This is a genomic window from Porphyromonas canoris, from assembly GCF_000765975.1.
GTDB lineage: Bacteria > Bacteroidota > Bacteroidia > Bacteroidales > Porphyromonadaceae > Porphyromonas_A > Porphyromonas_A canoris.
Window position 1 is genome coordinate 1 of the sequence record NZ_JQZX01000021.1, and the last position, 25,238, is coordinate 25,238.

Sequence of the window (25,238 nt, forward strand, 5' to 3'; positions counted from 1 at the left end):
GAGATAAACGCTTATAAAACTTCCTCTGAATAGTTTTGCTGTCTGAAATCATGCCTTGACTGACACAATTCATCGCTTGAGTGCTGCAACTCGTATCTTGTTCTGCACCAATCATGCCTTGGTTTGTACCTCTGAACCTGATAAAACAAACTTAAAAGGCTGTTTAGCGCATCTTTTTATCGGGTTCAGAGCTGCTGTTACGGCAAATAAAAAGCAGCGCCGATACTTATTGCACCGGCACTGTCCGAATCTGTCTTTAATATTTTATGCTCTCCCTTTTTAGTACAAAAGATTCTGAAAGAGTCTTAAGAGGTACCATCCATTCTTTGTAGGTCGCTATTTTTACCGGACAGCGATAAAAATTTACTCTCGATAGAGGCTCTTTTATCCTTTGTTTCGGTTAAAACAGGCTTGTCGTGCGTTTATCAGAATTGGAAGTAGATGAACGGCTGAATCTCGGAGCTTCTTATCTGGAAGACGCAGAAGACAAGACCTACAAGAATAAGTGCCTGTACCACGAAAGGAGTTTCGCTGATGAAGTTTTGGAATCGTTTTTCTCCCTTATGTCCTACGAAATGGAGAGCAAATCCGAGCACCATAAGAGCAAAGACTTCTTTGTATCCTACGACAAACTGAGTGAAGACTTCGGGGTGAAAGGAGGTGAATATCTGCTTGAACATAGCTTGAACGACCTCCATGTTATCGGCACGGAAGAGGATCCAAGACGCCACAACAAGATGAAAAGTGAGAAGCCGTCCGGCAACTCGTTTGAACCAATTGGATTCGGGTTGCTTTCCAAAGATCTTTACAGTAAGCTCCCGATATGCTTTATGAACAGCCAATGCGATACCATGAAGGGCTCCCCAGATGATGAAACGCAGAGCGGCTCCGTGCCAAAGTCCTCCGAGAAGCATCGTAATGAGGAGATTCATGTAGGCTCTAAGGCGTCCTTTCCTGTTGCCACCGAGTGGGATGTAGAGGTAATCTTTCAACCACGAAGAGAGAGAAATGTGCCATCTGCGCCAAAATTCGGTGATATTGACGGACTGATAGGGAGAGTCGAAGTTGATGTTGAATCTAAAGCCCAAAAGCAGTGCTATACCGATAGCCATATCCGAGTAGCCGGAGAAGTCGCAATATATTTGAAGCGCATATCCGTAAGCACCCAGCAGGTTCTCCAATCCCGTATAGAGAGCCGGGGCATCGAATATTCTGTCTACGAAATTGAGGCTGATGTAGTCCGAGATAATCGCTTTCTTGAAGAGACCGCTGATGATAAGTGCGAGAGCTTCGCCATATTCGGTCCTGCCGAGAGTGGGTGTCTTTCTGATTTGAGGGACAAAATCTTTTGCCCTTACTATGGGACCGGCAACGAGCTGAGGGAAGAACGAAACGTAGAACAGGTAGTCTATCCAGCGATTCAGAGGCTTCACCTCCCCTCGATAGATGTCTATGATGTAGCTCATGGTCTGGAACGTATAGAAAGAGATACCGGCAGGCAGGAAGATGTCGCGCAGTGTCCACTCTTTCAGAATCCATTCGGGCTTATTGACGAGCAGTCCCAGTTCGTTCAGTAACGTTACTCCGATGTCTCCAAGGAAGTTGAAGTATTTGAAGTAGGCAAGCACCCCAAGGTTGATACACATACTCAATGCGACCCAATACTTCCTTACTCCCTCTCTGCTGCGAGATAAAGCGTGTCCGATGAGAAAGTCGCTCGTCGCAGCCAGCATCAGCAATACAACGTACTCGCCACTGCTCTCGTAGTAAAACAGCAAAGAGAAAAGGGCTACGTAGATGATGCGCAGAGATGTTCGCCGGCGAAGCAGGTAGTAAAGAGGCAGGAAGAGAAGAAACATGAAGAAGAACAGCCCGCTGGAAAAGATCAGCGGGGCCTGCGGATCATACTTTAGGACTTCTCCGATGCGTGAGAGATCTATGTGTTCTAAAAAGCTCACTGTGCTATGGGGTGTTAGTAGGTATCTTTTTTGTAGAGCTTCACTTCACTTATCATGTCGGATGAGATAAGAGAAGGATGAGAAGATTGGTCGAGAAACTGTCGTAAAGCCTCGGCGGTCAATGCTCCATGCTTGAAATAGCCCTCCTTTGTATAATGGATGTGATCTTGATGCATCCAGCCTTTACTGACCCATCTTTGAGCTTCTTCTTCCGTTCCGATCTGTTGGTAAAGGTCATATACGCCATAGCCGTTGCTTTTTGCAAAATCGAGGATAATGGCTGCTGCCTTTGCGGTATTGGGATTGAAGAGATAGCTGTATGTCGTCCTCCACTTTCTTTTGCTCTTCTTGCCGGTATTGCGAATACGCTTCGACTGCTTCAAGAAACTTGGAGGAGGTGTTGTGAAAAAGAGCTGAACGTTAGGAAGAGCCTGTGTTATGGCAGAGGTGAAATCTTCAAGCTGTTGTCTGAAATTGGATTCGCTGAACCGCCACGTATAGGAGTCGTTTGTTCCAAGTGATACAACCAGTACTTCCGGCTGCATCTTCGTGATGTTTTGAATCTGTTGCGGATCTGTAAAGGTGGAGAAGGTTGCTCCGTTTATTCCGGTGTAAGATACCGAGAAGTCCGTCAACAGAGCTTTGATAGGAGCAGTTGTATAGCCATATCTTATATGACTATCTCCCAAATGAAGCAGCTTGGTCTGCGCTTGAGCTCCCCACATTCCAAAGATGAGAAGCAGCAAGAAGGCTACTTTCTTGTTTAATTTTGTCATAGTACTTCTGTTCAATATCAAATGCTTCCATAAATTTTGTCGCCACGAGTCGCCCTCCTTTGTGCGACAAGTGCGTGTAATCCTTGGCAGCAGCACCCTGCGATGCCAGTTTAGCTATGCCTCCAAGCTCTTGCATGGCTTCGAGCAGGCTGTAAAAACTGATCTGCTCTTCTTGTGCAAGTCGCTCTTGGGCGCGATGAAGTGCAATAACGCCCGGCATGGTAGATGCTCCTCCGCCGGCAGAACGCTGCCCTCTGTCGGAAACACCCATGAGAAGAATGTCTGCACGAGGATTGGAGCGTTTGAGTTGTCGGATGACTTTACGCATCTGACTGATGTAAGAGGAGTAGTTGGTCTGTTTTGCAGATGCCACATTAAGCCCATACTGAAGGATGATAAGGTCGTATGGACGGGCGTCCGTAAATTCTTTATTGATCGAGGAGTCTATTGAGAGGATGCGTATCCCGGAGTTGCCTCTTAAAGAAAAGTTATCCACAGATATTCCGGACTTACCATCCAAAGCAATACCGTAGCTCGCAAAGCTGCTACTCGGCGTATCTACACGCAGACGCACGCTTCTGCTCGTACCTTCATAGAGCAGGTGAGCAACAACAACTCCTTCCGTTGCAGGCAAGAGCTGTTTGCTGATACTGTCTCCAACCGAAACCTGTATCTGCGTATCTTCGTTGCTTCTATAGTAGAACCAAGACTGTTCGATGGGTTTTGCACTTTCGGGAAGTGTGTATTTGACCCAGGGAGAACCGCTCGAATAGGTGTGATAGTATCCGGTTATAGACTGCTTTGACGGAGATTTGTCAAGCAACGAGTGTGTTTTCCATCCTCCGAATTCGTGTCGTACCGATGCCCGAAAGCCGGCAACCTGAGAGGTTAAAGCCAACCAGCCTACTCCCGAACCACCATAGCGGGTCTGGAGCTGATTCCTGAGAGCATCCGTAAAAATGTCTCCCTCTATGAATGAGTCTCCCAATACGGCAATCCTCACAGGACGACCGAGATTGTCCCTGTTCTTGAGGCTGGAGAAGAATTTTTGCATCCCTTGCCGGTTTACTGTATAGTCTCTGATGAGAGTAAGCGAAGTGTCTGTATTCGTAGCTCTAAGCAGACTATCATAGGTGGGTCTGGTATCCGGAGCGAGCTGCTCTGCCGTTGTGCCATCTATGGTATCCGTTTCATTCAGGTACTGACCTCTTTCGGAAAGATCATCTGCATCGTTTGGATCTGCCGGAGGTATTGAGAGAAGTGTATCCGGATCGCTATTTTCGTTATCATCTGAAGGTATATCGCCATCCGCAAGAAGTATATCGTCTGTCAGATCTCCGTTTTCATCACCGGACTCTTCTCGCAGATCAGACAGTATATCTACCGGTTTCAGAGTCCGGCTGCCTATCTTTTCCGGGAGGAAGTAAAGAGCAACCAAAGCTCCAAGCAGTACCCATAGTAGAGCAAGAACTCGAACCTGATAGTTTTTATCTTTTCTCATTAAATGATTATATCCTGAGGTTTCTTTGTGAAACTTGTCTTCTTATTTTATTCGCGCAAATTTACACATTTATATCGAAGTACATGATAACAGCCTTATCTCAAAAGAGTTAAAGTATTAAAAGAGTTTTTTAGAAAGAAACTCTTGCTCCCTTTTGAGAGTAGTCTGTTACTCTCCTCTCAGTATCTGTACCGCAATGGGGCAATTCATACATCGCCCCTCCATGCAGTAGCTTTTGTAGAGTTGGATCAAGGCTTGGCTCTCTCCTGCATTGGAGATTGAAGCAAAGGTATTGGGGGATTCAAACAGGCGAACTATTCGATTGTTTTCGGGAGCTATCTGCTTATAGGTATCCAGCAATTCCTTTTTTCTTTCGGTTAGTTTTGCTTCATTCTGTATGGTGTCCGAATAGTAAGTCCAAAGCAGTGGGAGGAAAACATTGATGATAATGCTTTGTTTCGTTGCCGTACCCAATCCATTGAGTTTTTTATCGGACGGTTTGCCGAAATGGTAGTGTCGGCAGAAGTAGGGACTCGGTTCTACATCCAAAATAGAGAGCAGCATAGCGTAGGAAGGATTATTAGAAAACAGTCGCTCTACTCTATGGTGATCTTGCAGAATTGCAGCCGATATAGCGAGCATGCGTGTCGGGAAAACCACGGGACGAAGTCGAAGAAAGCGGATGGAGCCTTTAGGCATGGGAGTTAATCCGAACTTTTGAGCATAAAACAGAAACTCTTGTCCCAGAAAAGCATGATATTCATCTGAGTATGGCTCTGCAAGAAGCCCCGCTTGTCCCAATAGCATGGCTTCTATTGAGGTAATTCGGTTGGCGTGCTTACGAATAAAGGAGAGTGGAAGAGAGTTGGCTATCTGTTCAAACGCTCCATTGTTGTGTCCCATACCCATATAGCGCAGAAAGAGAACGTAAAGACGCTGAGACCAATCCGCCCCTTCCCCCATTTCTCGTACCTTTTTACTTTTCTGCTCCAATCTCTCCACAAGCCAAAGATCTTGAAGGTATTTCCATCTTTTAGGCGGAAGAGTTGTAGCTTCGGGCAGGCAACGGAGATAGCTGTTTTTAATATTAAGATCCGTGAGTTTGCCCAGTACGGAAGAGTCTATTTGCATTACGGCAGTGGGAATATCATATCCGGAAACAGAGCGTGCCGATGAATTGGGAGATAAGACAACGTGCAAGATAACTCCCGAATAGGCAGGGTCGGTATCGTGCCCATGTTGTTTCCATTCGGAAGCATTGGTATGAATTTCAACAGCTCCTACCCATTCAACCTCTCCTATCCTGATCTTGGCTGAAAGAAAATCCGGCCCTGCCCCGTGGTTATGCTCTCCGGGATGAAGAACTTCCGGGACAATACCATCCACAGTAGTAAGAGAGCTGTAAAGGCGATGCTTCCAGATATAATGCAGGTAGGTTTCGGGACAAGATTTCATCTTTATTCGCGTAGAGAGAATAGCTATTGAGCTTAAGACTTATGAAGCTTTTCCTTTAAGAAATATCCTGTATATCCTTCTTTACATTGGGCTATCTCCTCCGGAGTACCGGTGGCTACGATATATCCTCCTTTATCTCCACCTTCAGGACCAAGGTCTATAATGTAGTCGGCACACTTGATGATTTCCATATTGTGTTCGACCACTATGATGGAGTGCTGCTGTGCAATAAGAGCATCAAAGGTCTTGATCAGCTTATATATATCGTGTACGTGCAAGCCGGTGGTAGGTTCGTCAAAAATGAAGAGGGTCTTTCCCGTATTGGTGTTGGATAGGTAGTATGCCAGCTTGACGCGTTGATTTTCTCCTCCGGAAAGTGTAGAAGAACTTTGTCCCAGTTTTATATACCCGAGACCCACGTCTTGCAGAGCCGTTAGTTTCTCTGATATCTTTTTGCATTCAGTATGGCTTTTGCTGTGTCCCGAGAAAAACTCTATGGCTTGATTGACTGTCATCTCCAACAGATCTGCAATAGAGACATTTTCAAATCGGATCTCCAGAATATCATCCTGAAATCTTTTGCCATGACACTCCTCACAGATAAGAGAAATATCTGCCATGAACTGCATTTCCACCGTTATAGAGCCTTCTCCCTTACACGCTTCGCATCTTCCTCCCTCCTTGTTGAACGAAAAGTGAGCCGGAGTATATCCCATTTGTTTGCTTGCCGGAAGAGAGGCATATAGCTTTCGGATATCATCATAAGCCCCTACGTAGGTTACGGGATTCGAGCGTGAACTTTTTCCTATGGCATTTTGATCCACGTACTCTACTCTCTCGATGTATTCTAATGGAGCATCCACATTTTCACATAGAATGCCTTCCATTGATGCCTGTTCCAGCCTTCTCTTAACCCCTTCGTATAAAATCTCTCTGATGAGAGTACTTTTCCCGGAGCCGCTTACCCCTGTTATTACGGTAAGGATTTGTAGAGGGACATCCACATCTACATGCTTAAGGTTGTGCATGTGTGCTCCTTTTATGCCGATACTGTGCTGCCATATTCTTCTGGTCCCGGGTACAGAGAGTTGAGCTCTTCCGGAAAGATATTCTACTGTATGGCTTCTGCTGGTTTTCGGAAGGGTGTGAGGAGAACCTTGATAGACTACCTCTCCTCCATTTCTTCCCGCATCCGGGCCGATGTCTATAATTTCATCTGCGGATAAGATCACATCTTCGTCATGCTCTACTACCATCACCGTATTTCCTATATCTGTCAGCCTGCGGAGAACATCTATCAGAAGGTGAGTGTCTCTGGCATGAAGACCGATGCTCGGCTCATCCAATATGTATAGAGAGCCTATAAGACTGCTTCCAAGAGCAGTGGAAAGATGAATGCGTTGCGTCTCTCCTCCGGACAATGTATTGGATGTACGAGAACAGGTTAGATACCCAAGACCTATATCGACAAGGAACGAAACACGGTTCCGAAGTTCTGTCAAGATCCGTCCTGCAACCTTTTCGTCATGAGGGGAAAGCTTTAGCTGGTTCAGGAACTCTTTCAATTCCCAGATAGATATATCTACCAGTTCGGCGATATTCTTTCCTCCCACTTGGACATATAGAGCTTCTTTCTTAAGCCTCTTGCCTTTGCAGGTCGGACAGGTCGTTTTACCCTTATATCGTGCCGAAAGAATGCGGTAGTGCATCTTGGTTGGATGATCTTCCAAATACTTGAAGAAGTCGTATATGCCCCAAATTTCTCCATCTCCATTCCAGAGTAGATCCTGCTGTTTTGGGGATAGATCTTTGTATGCTTTATGTATCGGAAAGTCGTATTTCTCTACTGCTTTCTGTATAAACTCCCTTTGCATCTCCGACATCTTCTCTCCTCTCCAACACGCCACGCAGTTATCATAAACGGAGCGATTCTTATCAGGTATGACAAGTTCCGGGTCTATACCTATTATTTTGCTGAAACCTTCGCAGGTTGGGCATGCTCCCACCGGAGAGTTGAAGCTGAACATATTATCCGAAGGCTCTTCAAACTCCATCTCGTCTGCTTCAAACCTGTCGCTGAACAGAGTCTCTTGCCAAATCTTGTCGGGGCTCTCCTGATGGAATATCATACAGCTTCCTCTTCCTTCAAAGAAGCAGGTCTCTATGGCATCGGTGATACGAGAGAGTGTGCTATCGTCATATTCCGATATGGCAGAGAGTCTGTCCACTACGATGAATAGCCGGGATGCGTTGTTTATTCTGTTTGAAAGGGAATGGTCTTTGGTATCTTGAATATCCGAGATGCGCACAACCTCTCCATCAAATAAAATCCTGCTGTATCCAATACCCGAAAGAATACCCAAATGAGCCTCCACGGTTCTGCCCTCAGGTATTTTGATCGGAGCCGTGATCATATATCTTGCTCCTTCAGAAAGAGAGTGTTGTATGAACAATAACACATCGGCGGTGCTGTGGCGCTGAACCTCCTTTCCGCTTATCGGGCTGATGGTCTTTCCCACACGAGCATAAAGCATACGCATATAGTCGTATATCTCGGTGGATGTTCCTACCGTCGATCTTGGATTACGGGATGTAACTCTCTGTTCTATCGCTATTGCCGGAGGAATCCCTTTGATGTAATCGCACTCCGGTTTGGACATTTTGCCCACAAACTGTCGGGCATAAGCCGAAAGACTCTCCACATATCTCCTCTTACCTTCTGCATACAGAGTATCGAAAGCAAGGGAACTTTTTCCGGATCCGGAGAGTCCGCTTACGACAATGAAGCGATTTCTTGGTATTCTTAAGGAGATGTTCTTGAGGTTATTAACTCTTGCTCCCGCTATTTCTATGTAGTTGTCATTCATGGAAGGAGTGTTCTATCCATTCGTCTATAACTTTTGGAAAGTGTGCTTGTTCCAAAAGCGATATTTTGTGTGCGACATCATCGGGAGTGTCTGTCGGACTAAGTTCGACCTCTGCTTGAAACAGAATCTTTCCCTTGTCGTACTCTTCGTCTATGATATGTATGGTTATTCCCGACTTACTCTCCTTGGCGGCTACCACTGCTTCGTGTACATGATGTCCGTACATGCCTTTGCCGCCATACGCAGGCAGCAGAGCCGGGTGTATATTCACGATCTTCCCGGGGAATGCAGCCAATAACCATTCGGGGATAAGCAGGAGGTAGCCTGCCAGAATGATGTGTGTTGCTTTCAAGGTTTGTAGAAGCATCATCAGATTTTCCGGATTTTTGGTAAGATCTGCTGTGCTGAGCGTGTAGGATGGTACGGTAAGACTCTCTGCACGTCGATGGACATACGCATCTTTGTTATTGGATACAACCGCTACAACTTCGGTCTTACTTTTCTTTTGAGAGGATCGAAAATAACGAATAATATTTTCTGCATTGGAACCACTACCTGAAGCAAAAATGACAAGCCTACTAAGCATATTGATGTTAATTTGAGTTATTTTTGCGCCTTGAGAGTTAAATATAGCACATTTATGCGGTTGATGAGCATAAATATTGCGCTACTAAAACTTTTTTCTCTACTTTTGCAAACAAAGATAGACAGAAAAAAGTATTTATATAAACCTATAATTAAAAGAATTATGGACAGAACAGAATTGGAAAAGAAAGTAGTGGACATTATCGTAGATAAGCTAAACGTTCAAGCATCTGAAGTAACAGCAACTGCAAGCTTCACTAATGATCTTGGTGCTGACTCATTGGATACAGTAGAGCTTATCATGGACTTTGAAAAGACTTTCGGTATCAGCATCGACGATACAGAAGCTCAAAACATCAAGACTGTGGGTGATGCTATGGATCACATCGCAGCTAAGCTTCAAGCGTAAGCACTACGATCTGATCGGAACCTCTTCTTACTTTATTTCCATATAGGCAGAGGTTTGTTTTCTTAATAAAAGGAGAATACTGCATGAACCCACTCCCTCATAATGTCAGGGTATTATAGTGGTGTTTCTGCAGTATTTTCTTTTTAGTAACTTTGATGAGGAAAAGACAACACATTATATTATATACTTAAACAAGAACCTATTAAAATGCAACTAAAAAGAGTCGTAGTTACAGGCCTCGGAGCCATAACACCATTAGGACATAATGTTCCGGAGACATGGGCTGCTGTGCTCAATGGAGAATCTGGGGCAGCACCTATCACGCTGTTCGATGCAAGCGAGTTTAAGACAAAGTTTGCCTGCGAGGTTAAAGGCTTTGATCCTATGAGCTATTTCGACAGAAAAGAAGTGCGTAAGTATGATAGATATGCACAGTTTGCCCTTGTTGCTGCGGATGAAGCTGTCAAGGACGCCGGAATAGATATAGAGAAAGAAGATTTGGATAAGGTTGGAGTCATTTTCGCTGCCGGTATTGGTGGTCTTCGTACATTTGAAGAAGAGATCATGCAATACGAGCCCGGAAAAGCTCCTCGCTTCAGTCCTTTCTTTATCCCGAAGATGATAGCGGATATTGCAGCAGGCCATATCTCCATGAAGTATGGCTTTCGCGGTCCCAACTTTGCTACGGTAAGTGCTTGTGCATCCTCTACCAATGCCATCTCCGATGCCTTCAACTATATCCGTTTGGGTAAGGCAAACATGATTGTGGCAGGCGGATCGGAAGCCACTATCTGTGTATCCGGCGTTGGAGGTTTCAATGCACTTCAAGCCCTTTCTACCCGCAATGATGATCCTAAGGGTGCATCTCGTCCGTTCAGTAAGTCTCGTGACGGATTTGTCATGGGCGAAGGAGGTGCAGTGCTTATCCTTGAAGAGTTGGAGCATGCCTTGGCAAGAGGAGCGAAGATCTACGCTGAGGTTGCCGGAACAGGGCTTTCCGCAGATGCTCATCACCTTACTGCTTCTCACCCGGAAGGCTTGGGAGCAAAGTTGGTAATGAGGAACGCTTTGGAAGATGCAGAGCTTAAGCCGGAAGACATAGACTACATAAACGTTCACGGAACAAGTACTCCGGTCGGAGACGTTTCGGAAGTAAAGGCTATACAGGCAGTGTTCGGCGATCATGCTTATAAGCTCAATATCAGCTCTACAAAGTCTATGACAGGACACTTGTTAGGGGCTGCAGGAGCGATCGAATCTCTTATCACCGTTCTTTCCGTAAAGAATGATGTTGTACCTCCTACCATAAATCACGAAGCGGGAGACGAAGACGAAGAGATAGATTATAAGCTCAACTTCACCTTCAACACCAAGCAAGAACGCCCTGTTCGCTGTGCTCTTTCAAACACCTTTGGCTTTGGAGGACACAACGCCAGCGTGATATTCAAGAAGTATAACTCTTGACAAAAAGATACAGAAGCTCATGATTTGTAGTTTCTTAAAACGTAAGATAAGGCTTCTCAACCGTTCGGCAGGGAAGCCTTACTTACGTTTAGAACAGCTTATCGGGTATAAACCTCGAAATCTCAAACTCTATACCACGGCATTTACGCACAGGTCTGCTTCAAGGGGCAAAAGGCGTGAGAGCAACGAGAGACTCGAATACTTGGGAGACTCCGTCATATCTCTCGTTGTCGGGCATGCGCTGTTTGACCTCTATCCGGAGGAGTCCGAAGGGCAGCTTACCTCGTTGCGTTCTATCCTGGTCAATAGGAACAATCTCAATCATGTGGCTCAAAAGCTGGGGCTGGAGCATTACCTGCACTCCTCCAAGGGGTTGGACAAGCAAGGCAGTGCCGCTCTCGGAAACTGTCTTGAGGCTTTGGTCGGAGCCATCTATCTGGACAAAGGGTACGATGCTGCCCGTAAGTTTGTCCTCAAACACGTTGTCATAGATGTCAAGAACATAGAGAAGACCTCCGTGAAGGAGGAAAACTTCAAGACGGAGTTCATCATCTTCATGCAGCGAAACAAGATAGACTATGAGTATCGCGATTTGGACTCGTTCGTCGATCCCAATCTCGGACTGATGCACCGCTGTGCCATCTTCACCGATGGGCGACAAAAGCCTTTGGCGATAGGGGTGGGACACAACAAAAAGATAGCTCACCAGAATGCTTCAAAGGATGCAATAAAGCTGATCAAGAAGTATCAGGAAGATCTCTCTCTCTTGCAGGATCATCAGCCGCAAGCCTCCATCCACTAACTCCGTGCGAACGATGTTACTGCTCATCGGGTCAAAGTCTCTGCTCGGAGGGAACAGAGCTTTTGTATAGAGCGTTTATGAAGATGATCTGAACCTGTTCACAAGTTTACTTGAACCTATTCGATACTCCCGATAAAGCTTATCGGAAAACAGCATCAAGTTTTGGTTGGTACAAATCAAGCCTTGAATGGTGGAAATCAAACTTCGATTTTTAGAAATCAAAGTTTGATTTTTCTTTTTTACCCTATATAGAAATTGTTTTGAACCTGTTTGGGAGATCTTTTTATAGGCTTCAATGCCATTTTATATGTTTGCATTCCGTGATCCGAAAGAGATCTTAGCGGAAGCCGACCTTAAACATGATGCCGAGGTAGGAGAGAGAGGTGGGAAACATAACCGGAGAGATGAGAGGTGTGGTAAGGTCTCGGTCATAAAAGAGCCTTACCGAGAAGTCGCTTCCCAAAGCGTACTCCACAGCTGTTTTCAGGCTATGCGTCCGCAGTCCTTGCGTTGCTTCCGGATTTGAAAAGAGCACACCGGAGCTGTTGTCCTTGCGAAGATAGGTCCAAGAGAGCTTTTCGGATCGGCGGTAAGAGAGATGGAAAGACAGCTCTTGCTTTTGCGGCTTCAGAGAAGGAAGAAGTCTGAAAGAGACTTTGTTCAGTCCGGATACTCTGTAATCGAGAGACAGATGCAGCTCGTTCTGCGCACTCTCTATCACTCGTCCCGATGAACCCGAATAGAGAAATCCTTTTCCGGTGTTGTATTGGAAGATGCAGGTGAAAGAGTTGAAGAGAGAAGCATCCACCCCGATAAGGGGGAAGAAATCCGCTTTCACTTCGTACCTCTCCGGAGCAAGGGCAGGAGCTTTTATTGTCGTAGGATATGCCCGGATGTCCGCATCTGCTCTGGTGGATAGACCTCTGTAGCTGTGCCGTAAAGAGAGCCGTTGAAGCCATCGGGAGGAGCCGTCGAGAGGGAGTTGCCACCTTATCTCCCAAGAGGGCAGAAGGGGTATGGAGGACACGGTGGTGAGTTCTTCCGGAATTTGATGAGACTTCAAAAAGAGAATCGAGGAGCTTTGTGTAGAAGTGTGTCGGCGAAGAGCCGGACTACTGCCCTGTGTGTAGAGATCCTGTTTGGTATCGAAAGCGGAATGCAGAAGAAGATCTATGGATAGTCCGTTCCACGGGGAGAGCTGTGCCGTAAGCGTCTGTTCCTCTCTGTAATAGAGGGTGGATGGGGAGTTGTGCGTAGCTCCTTGCAGGAGATTTCCGCCATGCAGAAGAGCGTCTCTGAATTTGGAGCTGTGCTCCAACCCCAACAGGTAGGAGAATATGGGAGTACGGCTTCCGGTGTCGTCCCGGAGCTGTTCTCCGAAGAGTCCGCTCACTTTGGGTTTCAGGTGTGGATAGCGAGAGGAGGTTTGCCACTGCTTGTGGAGGATGAACCTGCGAATGGTATAAGGGAGACTGCGCCAAAAGGATTTGCCGGAGCTGTTGCCCCTGCTCCACGAACCCTCATCTTGAGGAAAGATGGCTCTGTAAAGTGCTTCGGCAGACAGCGTTGCCGACAATTCCGTTCGAGCATTGCCGGAGAGCTGATGCCCCGAAAAGAGCTTTTCCGACCGGTTTCCTCTCTGCCATGAGGCGGAACTGATGTGGCGCAGAGAGCCGTGAACCGATCGTTTGAGCCACTTGATCTCTTGGAGAGGCAGTGTGTACGCCATCTCGGTAGCGGTAGTGTGCATATAAGGATCGCCCCACTGTTTGATCTCATGCAGTACAGAGTCTCTCCACACATCGTAGTCTGCTTTTGCAAAATGGCGATTCACTCTCAGATATGGTTCCCGTATGAGTGCCCGATGACCGCTTTCCCACTTCCAGAAGAGCCTGGGCGAGAGTTGCCACTCCAGCTTAAAGTCCTGCATCCAATCCCATTTATGGTGTAGACGGATGGGGGGTAGAAGCTGTGTTCTTGCACGCTCCTGCTGTTCGCCGTACAGCCTTTCCATGCTGTTTTTATAGAACAGACGAGTAGGCCACACTTGTAGAGACAAGGGGGTAAATGTTTTACGTGGGGCGATATAGTCGTACTCCAAGGAGAGCTTGGCGTGCTCTCTGTTGTCGAAAAGAGAGAGCGCATTTTCCGCCGTATGCCTTTGAAGAAAAAAGGAGAAGCGAATGTTGGACGGGTCGTAAGGCATGGGACTTTTGCTTCTCAGCTTCCAGCCTATATCGGGAGCAGATATTGTCGTGAGCAACACTCGCTCCGATGAAATCTTTTCAGATGCTTCGTTGGTGCGTATGTCCCCCTGTACCGGATCATATTCGGGTGTCGAGTGTACCCTGCTTTGGCGTATAAAGAGAGGGATGGAGAGCTTCCACGAGGCAGGAAACAGCTCTCCTGCTTGCAGGTTGGCACTCCACTCTTTTTCTCTTTTATGGCTTCGGTCTCTACGGCTGTACATTTCATTGATAGAGCCGAAGCCGGGTGTCCGCTCTCTTGCACGGAAAGAGACGTTGCCTATATTACCGAGAGAAAGAGAGCTATCCAGCTCCATACTGCTTCCGGAAGATAGAGAAGAGCCTTTCAGACTCCAATGGTTGCACCACAACTCTATATCTTTTGGGGTGGCAGAGGCGTTTATAAGACCGATAAAGACGGTACGGATGTTTGCGAGGTTCGGATTTCCCTTTACCCTGTAAACGGCTTCTCCTTTCTGCTTGGCATAGGGAGTGCCAATGGAGATTCCGTTTGAAACCAATGCGGTATTGCGTTCGGCTTTGAGCTGCGTCCACTCTTCGAGCAGAATATCCACATAGTTGGCTTGCGGCCAGACGGCTTCTCTGTCGGAGGCGGAGTTATTATTGTACTTTCCGGGAGAGGTTATCGAAAGAGGGATTTCGTACTCGTAGTAGTTCTCGGAGTGGTCGTCCCCTATTCTGAACGATAAACGTATATCTCCGGTTCCTGCCTGCTCTATCGCCTCTTTGAGATTTTCTGCGTGGGTGAAGAGGGTCAGCCTTTCGTAATCTCTCAAATCTGTGGAGAGTGTTCTGTAAATACCGGAAATGGCACCCGGTTCGAGATTTTTTATTTGCAGGGCGAGAGCTTTCTCATCAGGCACATAGGTGGTGTGCACACCCTCTTCGCGCTCTCTCCAAATGCCGGGCGGAGAAATGTAATTAACAGGCAGGCAACCGGAGTCTTCCTCTATGCTTACACTGCTGACAGCCGAAACGGCGGACGAGGATTGTATGCCCGACTCGGAGAGAACAGAGGCAGCCCTCCATTCGGATTGGGAGAGCTTCCATCCCGTAAACCTCAGGTGGATCTCCTCTTCAAATCCGGTGATGGAGAGACGAACGAACGGAATGTGGCGGAAGTCGGAAATATTGCCGACCAACTCGCCATAGGACTTGAGAGGAATTTTGATTTTGTACCAGCGAATATTTTCTTGGCTTCCGTCAGGCAGTTTCACGGGTGTCTCCACAAAGCTCTCCACATAAGCTTCTCCCGAAGAGAGTGCCTGACGAGAAAGAGGAATGGTGTAGCGGAAAAAGCTCTCTTTATCGAGCAGAGAGTGATTCCCGTCCAGATCTTTGCTGTCGGGATTGAGCGTTGCAGCCAATGCCCTGCCGGACGGATCGTAACCGGGAAGGGAGTTTCCTTCTGTTCCGTTGATGTACTTATGCCGAAACAGAAGAGACGTTTGAGGCAGTGAAAGCCAGAAAGGATCAAGAGGAGAGAGGTATCTGTCCCCGGATGGAGAGTGGAGCCGAGAGAATGGGTAGAGCATCTCTTCCCGAAGAGCCTGTTGGGAGAGGCTGTTTTTCCATGCCTGTAAAAAAGAGGCATACAGCGGATGACTCTGCTCTTCCTGCGAGCTGATGCCATTCAAGCCGACATCCTGAGCCTTGACCTCATCAAGGTTTTCAAAGTTGAATGCTTTGGTCTGAATGCGTCCCGTTCCGGCTTTGCCCCATACGGTGGAGATAAAAGGTTTATTGGGGTTTTCGGGTGTGGGGAGTAGATTTTCTGCTCCGATAGTACCATCTTTGAGAATATCTTCCGAAATCTGTCCGAGGTCTATGACCAACCGTCCGGAGCCATACTCTTTGTCCGGCTTTCCGACATAAGGATCCATCATCCAAAACTCCATGTACTCGATATTTTCTTCTTCAAAATCGGAGAAAGGAAGACGTTGAATGATACTTGCCCACTGCTCTTTGGGAGAAAATGAGTCCGGATTGAGATTGTAACTGCCTCGCTCCATCGGATAGAAAGAGAGGTTCAGAACAGGCAGATAAGAGGTAAGAGTTTCGGTATGACGAGATGGAAAGAGTTCGCTGACACTTACTTCTCTTTGAAGATGAAAGATGCCGGGATGAGCTCCTTGGGGTAAAGGGTAGCCCGCTTCTCTCCATTCGTACTGCAACATGGGGTCTATTCTATACCATGAAAGGTGAGATCTGGTATAGTTTTGCTTAACGGGATCCAAAAGTTGCTGCTGTAAAAAGGGAGCCGAACCCAGATGCCATGCTTCGGGATAGGTGAGATCTACGTAGGGAGTAGGGGTATCAAAGTCGTCTATGATGATCTCTCCGTTTCTTCCTTTCAGTCTGCTCCACAGTTTGGCATAAGAACCTTTTACGGAGAATCGGGACGGAGCATCGTGTGTCTTGCCACTGATGCGCTCTATCCAGGCATGAACTTTCGGGAGATCCGTATCGTAGCGAAGAGAGAAGCCGAGCATGCGATTTTCCACCTCTTCCTGTCCCAAATAAGTTCGGGATAGTGCGCTCTCTTCATCGTAGTGGAGCAGTGAAGAGGTCAAGGAGAGACCTTTGACGGGAGCCCATCGGGCTTCCAATCCGATGAGGTCTTTCTTCTTCTTGAACCGCTGTGCCGGATCGTCTATATTGACCTCTACCGGAAGTTCTGCTTTGAGAATGAGCGGATTTGTAATATGTACCACTCCGGAGAGATAGTCTACAGTGTAGTCTTTATGCTCTGTCAGAGGTCTTCCTCCTGCTGTTACCCTTACGCTTCCTTGAGGGATATTGGTGGCTCCCAACAATATTTCTCCCGTGCCTCCACTTCGTTCATAATATCCTCGGAGAAAGAACCGGTCTTTCTCTTTTTGCCGCTTTGCCACGGTAAGAGTGCTGTCGTAGAGTGCATGATAGGCATAGGGGGAGGAGCCTCCCAGCAGTTGCTCCAAATCTTTACCGAAAGGCTCCAAGAGGGGAAACAAAAGAGAGCCTGTCTCTTTTATGTAGGATATATCCGTGAGCAGGTCGGGTATGCCGTCTGTCCCTTGTGTGCCGTCCGGTTTGGCAAAGTCCAGCTTGAGAAGAGTAGCCAAGGAGAGTTGGTTGATAAAGCGACTCTCCACACTTTCTCCATGTGGCATTACGAGAAGATCCACTTTTACCTTATCCGGTTCTACTCCTCCTCCCGGTGTGAGAGTGTATATATTCTTTAGCATCAGAGGATAAGTGGGATGGTTGGGAGACTTATCCCATGCCGATAGAAGCTGTCCCACTATGACGGAAGATTTATTGGCAGATGAGATAGATCGCTGTCCCACCTCTTCGCCTCCGTTTTGATGGTGGTACCGAAAAGATACAGCGAGCAGTTCGTCCGGAGCAAGAGCTCTTTTTAGAGAGAGTATGCCGAGTAAGGGATGGAGGCTGTACTCCGAGGGCATCATTCTTCGAGCATTTCTGATCACGGAAAAGCTCTGTGGATCTTCCGATGAGAGGATGGCTTCTGCCTCTTCCACCTGTTTGTCTTGCAGTGTCGCTTCATACTTTTTTATCAAAGAGGCGCGCATCTCTCCGAGCTTGGGAGTGAAAGCGACAATATCTCTTACATCCTCCATGACAGTATAACGACTGGTAATCCATACTTCTACCTCTTCCACCGTGTAGGGAGAGGAGAGTATCGGAATAGAATGCATTGCATCGGGAAACGCATCTCGGAATGCGGGAGAGAGGAAGAAGTGCTTTCGGAAATCGTAGTCGGAAGCTCTTAAAGAGAAAGAGTGTCGCTCTTGAGAGGCGTTCTCCCTGTGGATTGTTCGGCTCTCTCCTTCCTGCCTGGAGGCAAAAGCCTCTACTTCCAAGTGTCCTATATTCCAAATAGAACGCAATCCCATGAGGTTTCCCATGGGAAGGATCAGGGAGTTTTCGCTGCGAAAGTCAAAATATCCTGCATCAAGACTCCTCAAGGGGTCGTTTTCAAGTCCCATATACTGCAACTTGAGTAAACGTTGCTTGCGAGCAAAAGGGGAGCTGTTATTGAATCCGACTTGCAGTTTTACCCTGTCTTTAATACCTGCTTCAAGTATAAGGTCAAGGTTGTTTTCAAAATTAAAGACCCTCCTCTTGCGTAAATGCATGGGGAGGGTCGGATTGAGATTTTCTATTGTTTTTATTCCTGTCGCTACTCCCGCATTTCCAAGTGGTCGGATATAAAACTTGGATTTGGAAGCAGATACAACAAGAGTATCGGTCTGAGCAGTAAGCGGCAATGAGATACAGAACAAAGCTCCCAAAGCCAAGAGTGTGCGTCTTAAAAGGCACAATGGATGTTTATCTCTCTTACTGCCCCACACTTGATTTTGTTTTTAGAGCATCGTGAGCCCTTTCTTTATTTTTTCGTTCAGAGAAAGCTCCGGATATTTCTTGAAAAGCGTATCTACCACTTTCTTGGCAGCAGCACGAGGATAGCCGAGAACGACAAAAGCACTTACCGCTTCCTCTTTTTCTGCTTGTGTTTCTGCGGTATCTATATCTTCTATCACCTCTGCCGTTCCGGCAAACTGTTCTGCCGGAATGATTCCGGTGATCTTATCCTTCAGGTCAAGAATGATTCTTTGGGAGGTCTTAGCCCCTATACCTTTTACCCCTTTCAGGGCTGTATCGTTGCCTAAGGATATGTGTCGGGAAAGCTCTCCGGGAGAATAGGAGGATAGTATCAGCCTTGCTGTGTTTGCTCCAACTCCATTTACCGTGATAAGCAGGCGGAAAAGCGCTCGCTCTTCGGGCTGAACAAATCCGAAAAGATCGTGTGCATCTTCTCGAATTATCTCATGGATGTAGATTTTACTCTCTTGAACTTTCTGGAGAAGATTGTAGGAAAAGAGCGAAATATGTACTTCATATCCTATGCCGGAGACTTCAACCACCGCAGTAGTCGGATGTAGGGATGTTATGGAACCTTTGATGTATTCGATCATATAGATGAGATAGCTTAGAGATTACAGGATATAGCTTACTTCTTTGAATGCAAATTTACGTCTGACATCGGTTGTCGGATCATACAGACGCAACATACCATCCACATCTACACCTTCTACGAGTAGCTTAAGAGTCCCCTCGGCTGTTTCAAACTCATGCAGACGTCCATCTTTTCGATAGAGAAGATTGTTGTATTCGTCCCTCGGAGAAACAAAATCTACCTTCATCTGTCGCCATATCTTGATGATCTCTTCCGTGCATCGTATCATAAAAGAGTAGATATCCACCTCTTTTCCATCTTCTCTTTCTATCAGAATGGAAGTGGCATTGGGTGCATCTTTGGGGTCGAACAGGAGTTGGTTGATATTGATACCGATACCCACTATCGCTTGTTTGAATTCGGAACCTTCCCACTCATTCTCAATGAGTACTCCGGCTACTTTTCTATCCTCTACAAATATATCATTGGGCCACTTGATGGATACTTTCTTCCCTCTGGGGATATACTCTTTTATGACTGTTCGTATAGCTAAAGAGGTAAATACTGAAATATCAAAAGGGTGAAACTCTTCTCGTCGCTTGCTGCTGCGGAAGAATAAACTCATTGTGAGATTCTTTCCCGGTTCCGATACCCATATATTCCCTCGCTGACCTCTTCCCTCTGTTTGGTTGTCCGTGTAGACTACCTGCCAACATTCTGTATCCGGATGCTCTTCCAAATAAGCACGCAGATAGTTGTTGGTAGAGGTGGTAGTCTTAAGATAAATAGGGGTTGGCATTGTCTCTTTCATAGTCGCTTTCTTTATTCTGATTTTCTTCTTCTTATGTATTTGCTTCCTGCAAAACCGATGGTTGCCACCATGAGTAGCAGGATAATCCAGCCGGCAACGGATGCTATCCGCTCTGTTGTGTGAACAGAAGCAGGATCGAACCACATCTCAATGGTATGCTCCCCTGCCGGTATGGGTAATGCTCTCAAAATATAGTTGGTTCGTAACAGCTTCGCAGTCTCTCCGTCTATGGTAACATTCCAGCCATCTTTATAAAATATTTCGGAAAAAACAGCTAAGCCATCTGCTTTGTTGCTAGTACGATACACCTTTCTGTTCGGGAGCTTGCTTACTAAAGATATGGTGGCTGTGCTATCTGTCTCAAAGCTCTTCTTCCCTTTTAAGTCTTGCAGGTAAGTCTGCTCTATGACGGCAACCTCTCTCAGATTATTTTCTCCGATAGCCTTAAACTCTTCGTCCGCTCCTTTTACCTTTTTTACAGAGGAAACAAACCAACCATTGCCATAAGCCAGAGAATCTTCTACCACGCTTAGTCCTCGAAGAGAGTCGGGCAGAATGTAGTATTTGGTATTGAGAGCTCGCAGAATATTTCTATCCATCTTGGAGAGGTAACTCTCTATAAGATCCTGATACCGCTGCAACTTCGCTGCATGATAGCCTCCGACAGAGTTGTGATGGTAGCTTGTTGTGGCATCGTTGAAGGTGTTTACAGCCAAGTTCATTACCCTATAATCGGTTGTGTCTTGCAGGATATACTTGTCTGCTTCGGTTTTAGCATAGGTTTGCTCCATTAGTCTGTTGGCGTCATGATACTTCTCGTCGTTCAGGTAACGTTTATCCACGCTCCAAAGATCGACAATCGCCAATATGGTAACGGCAGCAACGGTCAGTGTTTTATTCAGCTTGCCGTAGGCTGACCCTGCCAAAACAGCCATGCCTAAAAGGGAGAATATCACCGCTCTCCAAGCATCTGCGGTGAACAGAGCTTCTCGGATATTTCTTAGCTCCCCGACCGCTATCTGAAATTCTTGGTTTTGTGCTATATAGGGGGCTAATATTCTTTGCTCTTCATCGCTTAAAAATCCGCCATATAGTCCGGGAAAGAGAGCAAAGATAAGAGCTACTCCGCCTGTCAATGCCGCTGCGATAATATACTCGTTCTTGTATGTCTTGAGTGCTTTAGGGGTCTGTATCCATTTCGTAAGTCCTAAAATGGCAAGAAATGGTATGGTAAACTCGGCCACGACAAGTATGGATGATGGTGTCCGGAACTTGTTATACATCGGGAAATAGTCGATGAAAATATCCGTCAGCCATATCATATTATGTCCCCAAGAGAGCATCACGGTGAGAAGAGTTGCTCCTGCCACAGCCCATTTAACAGGTCCTTTGACAATCAAAAGCCCAAGAAAGAAAAGAAAGAGTACGACAGCACCGACATATACAGGCCCTGCCGTGAAGGGCTGATCGCCCCAATATCTGTTTTGTTGAGCAACGAAAGGTCTGTATGGCTCTTGTATCTCCGATAGCATATCCCTGTTCGATGTCCCAATCTGAGTAGAATAGCCTCCTTTGGCATCCGGTATGAGGAAAGTAAGCATCTCATCTATACCATAGCTCCACTGCGTGATATAAGCTTTGTCAAGACCTCCGGCTGTAGTCGTGTGCTCTTGTCCATCATCTGCTTTAGGTGTTAATTCGCTACCACCTCGCATAGTCTCCTTGCTGTATTTATAGGTATGATAAAGATTGGTTGCATTTGTCGCCACTCCTATAAGTCCTCCAACAAAAGCAAGCAGAGTAGCCAAGAGGAAAGGCTTCCACGCTTTAGACCTATAAGCTTCTACCGCCCATCCTATCACCAGAGCCAGCATTAGAAAACCAAAGTAATAGCTCATCTGTATGTGATTGGAGTAGATCTGTAAGGCGGAGAAGAGGGCTATTACGAATGTTCCAAGCAGCCATTTCTTACGTTTATAGAGTAGCACCAAGCCGGCTATAGTGGGTGGAATATACATGAGAGCAAGTAGCTTCCATATATGCCCGGCATCTATAAGGATGATGAAGTAGGATGAGAATGTCCACATTACTGCTCCTGCAAAAGAGGAAAGCCTTTTCACTCCCCATGCACGCATGAAGATGTAAAACCCAAGAAGCATAGCAAAGAGCAGATAACTATCTCCCGGCATCAGATCAAAAGGCTTCTTCAGCTTGTAGAGATCACCTATCGTCTTCAGGTTTGATGCGGATGGATATGTCGGAGATATCTGATACATAGGCATGCCTCCGAATGCGCTCTCTGTCCAGAGAGAGTTCTCTCCTGTCTCTTGTCGGTATTCTCTTACATCTTGAGCCATACCGGAAGCTCCCAATCCATCCATTTGGAAAAGTATTCTTCCCTCTACATTGGCAGGGAAAAAGTATAGGAACGCTATACCGGCCATGAGAAGAATAAGTGCTGCCGATATTAGCCAGGGACGTTTGAGGAACTCTTTTATATTCATATTGATATTGTCTGTTTTGAGTCTGAAGTGAAAGGGGAAGTTATAAATTTTATTCGTAAAAATTCTTTTCGTACTTCGTGAAATTTTCTTTTCTCTTTATCATTCGTTGCCAAAGTGCATGGAGAAAACCTATACCATATCCGTAAAGCTGGATATAGCTGGTGCATATTGCTTTAAGTCCGATACTTAGAGAGCCTGTTCTGTACCATGCGGCGATCATTAAGGCTGCCATGTAAGCAAAGATTGGAATCAACCACCAAGACGATATGGTTACAGCCAAAAGAAGTAATGCCAAATGTCCTAATACAAATAGGGTCGGAAACAGGTGTACTGCTTTCAGTGTGCCGGGATGAAGCATGGAGAGATTGATGCGTGCGATACCGCTGTTGTAAACTTGCTTGTAGAACTGTCGGTATGTGCTTCTGCGTTTATGATAAAGCCATATTGAAGGATAAAAAGCAGAATGATAGCCTGCACGAAGGACTCGTATGCTGAAGTCTATATCTTCCCCAAAACGCAAATTTCCAAAGCCGTTTACTTTTTCAAATGCTTCTCGTGAGACTCCCATGTTGAAGGTACGAGGATAAAACTTATCCAGCTTTACACTCTTGCTACCACGTATTCCTCCTGTTGTGAGAAAAGATGTCATGCTGAAGTCTATTGCTTTCTGCAGAGGTGTAAACTCCTTCATGGCTCTATCCTGTCCGCCAAAAAGATCGGCGCTTTCTTGCTTTATCTCTTTCAGTAGATTTTCTACATATTTTGGAGGAAGTATTGTGTCTGAATCCAAGAATACAAATATCTCTCCTTTTGCAACCGATGCACCATGATTTCTGGCTCCTGCCGGCCCTGTATTCTTCTGTACAAGATAGGTGATATCTAAACTTTTCTGCCAGCGTTCTATTATATCTTTTGCCGGAGATGATGAGCCATCTTCCACAACCACAACCTCCCAAATATTTTGATGGGGTATGGACTGCCGGGAGAGAGAAGCAAGTAGTTCTTCTATCTCATCCGGTCTGTTGTAGAGGGGAATTATAAAACTTATCATCCGGTTTGCTGTTTGGAAAGACCTCTGTTACTTATCTAAAGGGACTATACTTTCTTCTACGGGAGTAAGCAGCTCTACTCCATTATCGGTGATAAGGTAGGTGTTTTCCATACCTACCGGTCCAATGCCGGGGAGGACAAACTTTGGTTCTACCGCTATGGTCATTCCACTTTGGAAGGTATCCTTGCTTTTCCCTGTGAGTACAGGCTGTTCGTTAATCTGAATACCCATGCCATGCCCTACGAATTTCGCTTGAAATTCCGTACCCATGAATACCGACTCAAGCTGCTCCTCCGCTACTTTTTCTTGTGCATGCAGATAAATGTCAGCCACTGAAGAGCCGTGCTTTGCATGATGTTCAAAAAAACGACATATACTACGAGCTACTTCATGAGCATGGTAAGCTCTATCGGGAAGTGTCCCAACGGAGTAACTTCTTGTGATGTCTGTATTATAAACAGAATAGTTCCCTGCAAGATCCACCATTACGGAGCTATTCGGTCGTATTATTCTATTCGTTGCTCCCATTGGCATAGCAGGTGTTCCCACTCCTCCCATTGCAAAATCGTATGGAGCCGGAGACTGAGCATTGTCTCCACTGATAACGTTCCCCATAAAGATTTCCATTCTTGGACCGTAACAACGGAACGTTCCGATGCTTCCACGGAGTCGCATAGCTCTTTCTAACTCTATTTGCAACTCCAACTCCGTCATCCCTTCCCTGTACAGGCGAGGAACATCTTCGTATATCTTACAATGCACAAGAGCACTTTCTCTCATGACTTCTATCTCAAATGGAGTCTTGACCATTCTTGCACGGAGCATGATTCCGTTTGCACTTATAGGAGAAACCTTACCGGTTACAGAGAGCTTGGAGAGTCTGCAATACTCGGAAAAGGATAACTCCTCCTGCTCCAAAGCTGTCCGTTCAGTGATAGCAAAGCCTTTTTCTTTCAGGATGTCGGGAATCAATTCCGGTTTTCTGACGCTGTATCTGCAATTTTCCGGCAGTTCATCGATGGCTTGAGATGGACGCTCTATGAAGAAGACAGGCAGTTCCAACTCTTTATGCAGATAAGCATAGCCCGATACCACTGTTCCTGTAAGATAGATCATGTTGGCATTTGCCCGGATAAGTATAGAGTCTATCCCATTGTTCGTTAGCTCCTGAGAAGCTGTAAATATTTTGTTTAGTCTTAGCTTGAGTTCCGCTAAAGAGATATACATACAGAGTTTTCTTATTTATGTTTGTTGTAAAACACGAAGTTAGTAATATAAACTCAGATATAAGTTGTCTCTTTTGCTTATATTTGCCCTATAAGGAAGCTATTAAAAATCTTACTAAAACGGAGAGAAGAGATGGGTATAGAACAAATACAAGAATACATCTTCCCGGTTCTGCTACCGGTTTTGTATTTTGGTTTCTTTCTTTTTGACAAGAATAGCAGGAGGTATCTGTGGGGAATATTCTCTTATGCGGTGCTTGTTGCCTTGCTTATAGTATTACCTTATTACAGCTCTTTGTGGGTAACATCTGCTATTTTCTGTGTCGTTGGTTTGGGGTTGATGCTTTTGTCTCTCTTTGTCTTTGGCATAGATAAGGAGAGGTATGTGCGTATCATGGGCAAGAAGGTATCGGTCATGAACTTTTTTGCTCTCTTCTTGGTTATCACAATAGTCTTAGCCTCACGTTCCAACGTGCCATCCTATATTTCCGGCTATGTCCTTCCCATTCTTTTTATCTCAATGGAGAGGACGCTTTGTGTCTTTCATCGAAGGGAGAAAAGAAGAAAAAAGAGTTCCAAAACGAAATAAAAAAGCAAGC

General features: G+C 45.9%; 16 protein-coding genes. 4 read left to right on the forward strand and 12 right to left on the reverse strand.

Annotated elements, in window-relative coordinates; genetic code table 11:
* Positions 1–425: 425 nt before the first annotated feature.
* The 6 genes from HQ29_RS09500 to purN all read right to left on the reverse strand — a co-directional run bounded on the left by HQ29_RS09500 (position 426) and on the right by purN (position 9,143).
* On the reverse strand, positions 426–1,958 hold the full coding sequence (locus tag HQ29_RS09500) for an MBOAT family O-acyltransferase (RefSeq protein ID WP_036790848.1): 1,533 nt from the start codon (positions 1,956–1,958) through the stop codon (positions 426–428).
* Between the two features lie 14 nt (positions 1,959–1,972).
* Positions 1,973–2,734, reverse strand: a complete 762-nt coding sequence (locus tag HQ29_RS09505) for a GDSL-type esterase/lipase family protein (protein WP_082226877.1) — start codon at positions 2,732–2,734, stop codon at positions 1,973–1,975.
* Positions 2,637–4,235: a GDSL-type esterase/lipase family protein gene (locus HQ29_RS09510; RefSeq protein WP_052090063.1), complete on the reverse strand. Its 1,599-nt coding sequence runs from the start codon at positions 4,233–4,235 to the stop codon at positions 2,637–2,639. The genes HQ29_RS09505 and HQ29_RS09510 overlap by 98 nt, the downstream gene beginning before the upstream one ends.
* Before the next feature lie 168 nt (positions 4,236–4,403).
* Positions 4,404–5,690 carry a DUF2851 family protein gene (locus HQ29_RS09515; protein WP_036869507.1) on the reverse strand — a complete coding sequence of 429 codons (1,287 nt, stop codon included), beginning with the start codon at positions 5,688–5,690 and terminating at the stop codon, positions 4,404–4,406.
* A gap of 32 nt (positions 5,691–5,722) precedes the next feature.
* Positions 5,723–8,557 carry an excinuclease ABC subunit UvrA gene (gene uvrA, locus HQ29_RS09520; RefSeq protein WP_036869509.1) on the reverse strand — a complete coding sequence of 945 codons (2,835 nt, stop codon included), beginning with the start codon at positions 8,555–8,557 and terminating at the stop codon, positions 5,723–5,725.
* Positions 8,550–9,143, reverse strand: a complete 594-nt coding sequence (gene purN / locus HQ29_RS09525) for a phosphoribosylglycinamide formyltransferase (RefSeq protein WP_036869512.1) — start codon at positions 9,141–9,143, stop codon at positions 8,550–8,552. The genes uvrA and purN overlap by 8 nt, the downstream gene beginning before the upstream one ends.
* A 162-nt stretch (positions 9,144–9,305) precedes the next feature.
* On the opposite strand from purN, the gene HQ29_RS09530 reads away from it, so the two are divergent.
* From HQ29_RS09530 to rnc, 3 genes are all read left to right on the forward strand, one after another.
* Positions 9,306–9,551, forward strand: coding sequence for an acyl carrier protein (locus HQ29_RS09530; protein ID WP_036792572.1), 246 nt, complete (start codon positions 9,306–9,308; stop codon positions 9,549–9,551).
* 207 nt (positions 9,552–9,758) lie between these two features.
* Positions 9,759–11,015: a beta-ketoacyl-ACP synthase II gene (fabF, locus tag HQ29_RS09535; protein ID WP_036848457.1), complete on the forward strand. Its 1,257-nt coding sequence runs from the start codon at positions 9,759–9,761 to the stop codon at positions 11,013–11,015.
* Between the two features lie 19 nt (positions 11,016–11,034).
* The gene (gene rnc, locus HQ29_RS09540; protein WP_052090064.1) at positions 11,035–11,817 is read left to right on the forward strand and encodes a ribonuclease III; all 783 of its coding nucleotides are present in this window, start codon (positions 11,035–11,037) and stop codon (positions 11,815–11,817) included.
* A gap of 337 nt (positions 11,818–12,154) precedes the next feature.
* On the opposite strand, the gene sov is transcribed toward rnc, so the two are convergent.
* The 6 genes from sov to HQ29_RS10360 are packed head-to-tail and all read right to left on the reverse strand — an operon-like array spanning position 12,155 to position 24,640.
* Positions 12,155–18,412: a T9SS outer membrane translocon Sov/SprA gene (sov, locus tag HQ29_RS09545; protein WP_161781580.1), complete on the reverse strand. Its 6,258-nt coding sequence runs from the start codon at positions 18,410–18,412 to the stop codon at positions 12,155–12,157.
* A 42-nt stretch (positions 18,413–18,454) separates the two neighbouring features.
* Positions 18,455–19,066, reverse strand: a complete 612-nt coding sequence (gene ruvA, locus HQ29_RS09550; RefSeq protein ID WP_036869515.1) for a Holliday junction branch migration protein RuvA — start codon at positions 19,064–19,066, stop codon at positions 18,455–18,457.
* A gap of 21 nt (positions 19,067–19,087) precedes the next feature.
* The gene (locus HQ29_RS09555; RefSeq protein ID WP_036848448.1) at positions 19,088–19,858 is read right to left on the reverse strand and encodes a biotin--[acetyl-CoA-carboxylase] ligase; all 771 of its coding nucleotides are present in this window, start codon (positions 19,856–19,858) and stop codon (positions 19,088–19,090) included.
* 11 nt (positions 19,859–19,869) lie between these two features.
* Positions 19,870–22,362 carry a glycosyltransferase family protein gene (locus tag HQ29_RS09560; RefSeq protein ID WP_052090065.1) on the reverse strand — a complete coding sequence of 831 codons (2,493 nt, stop codon included), beginning with the start codon at positions 22,360–22,362 and terminating at the stop codon, positions 19,870–19,872.
* 49 nt (positions 22,363–22,411) lie between these two features.
* The gene (locus HQ29_RS10355; protein ID WP_036869517.1) at positions 22,412–23,413 is read right to left on the reverse strand and encodes a glycosyltransferase; all 1,002 of its coding nucleotides are present in this window, start codon (positions 23,411–23,413) and stop codon (positions 22,412–22,414) included.
* Positions 23,414–23,440: 27 nt separating this feature from the next.
* A complete protein-coding gene (locus HQ29_RS10360; RefSeq protein ID WP_036869519.1) occupies positions 23,441–24,640 on the reverse strand; it encodes a M24 family metallopeptidase in 1,200 nt (399 codons plus the stop codon).
* Positions 24,641–24,772: 132 nt separating this feature from the next.
* On the opposite strand from HQ29_RS10360, the gene HQ29_RS09575 reads away from it, so the two are divergent.
* Positions 24,773–25,228 carry a hypothetical protein gene (locus tag HQ29_RS09575; RefSeq protein ID WP_036869521.1) on the forward strand — a complete coding sequence of 152 codons (456 nt, stop codon included), beginning with the start codon at positions 24,773–24,775 and terminating at the stop codon, positions 25,226–25,228.
* Positions 25,229–25,238: the final 10 nt, after the last annotated feature.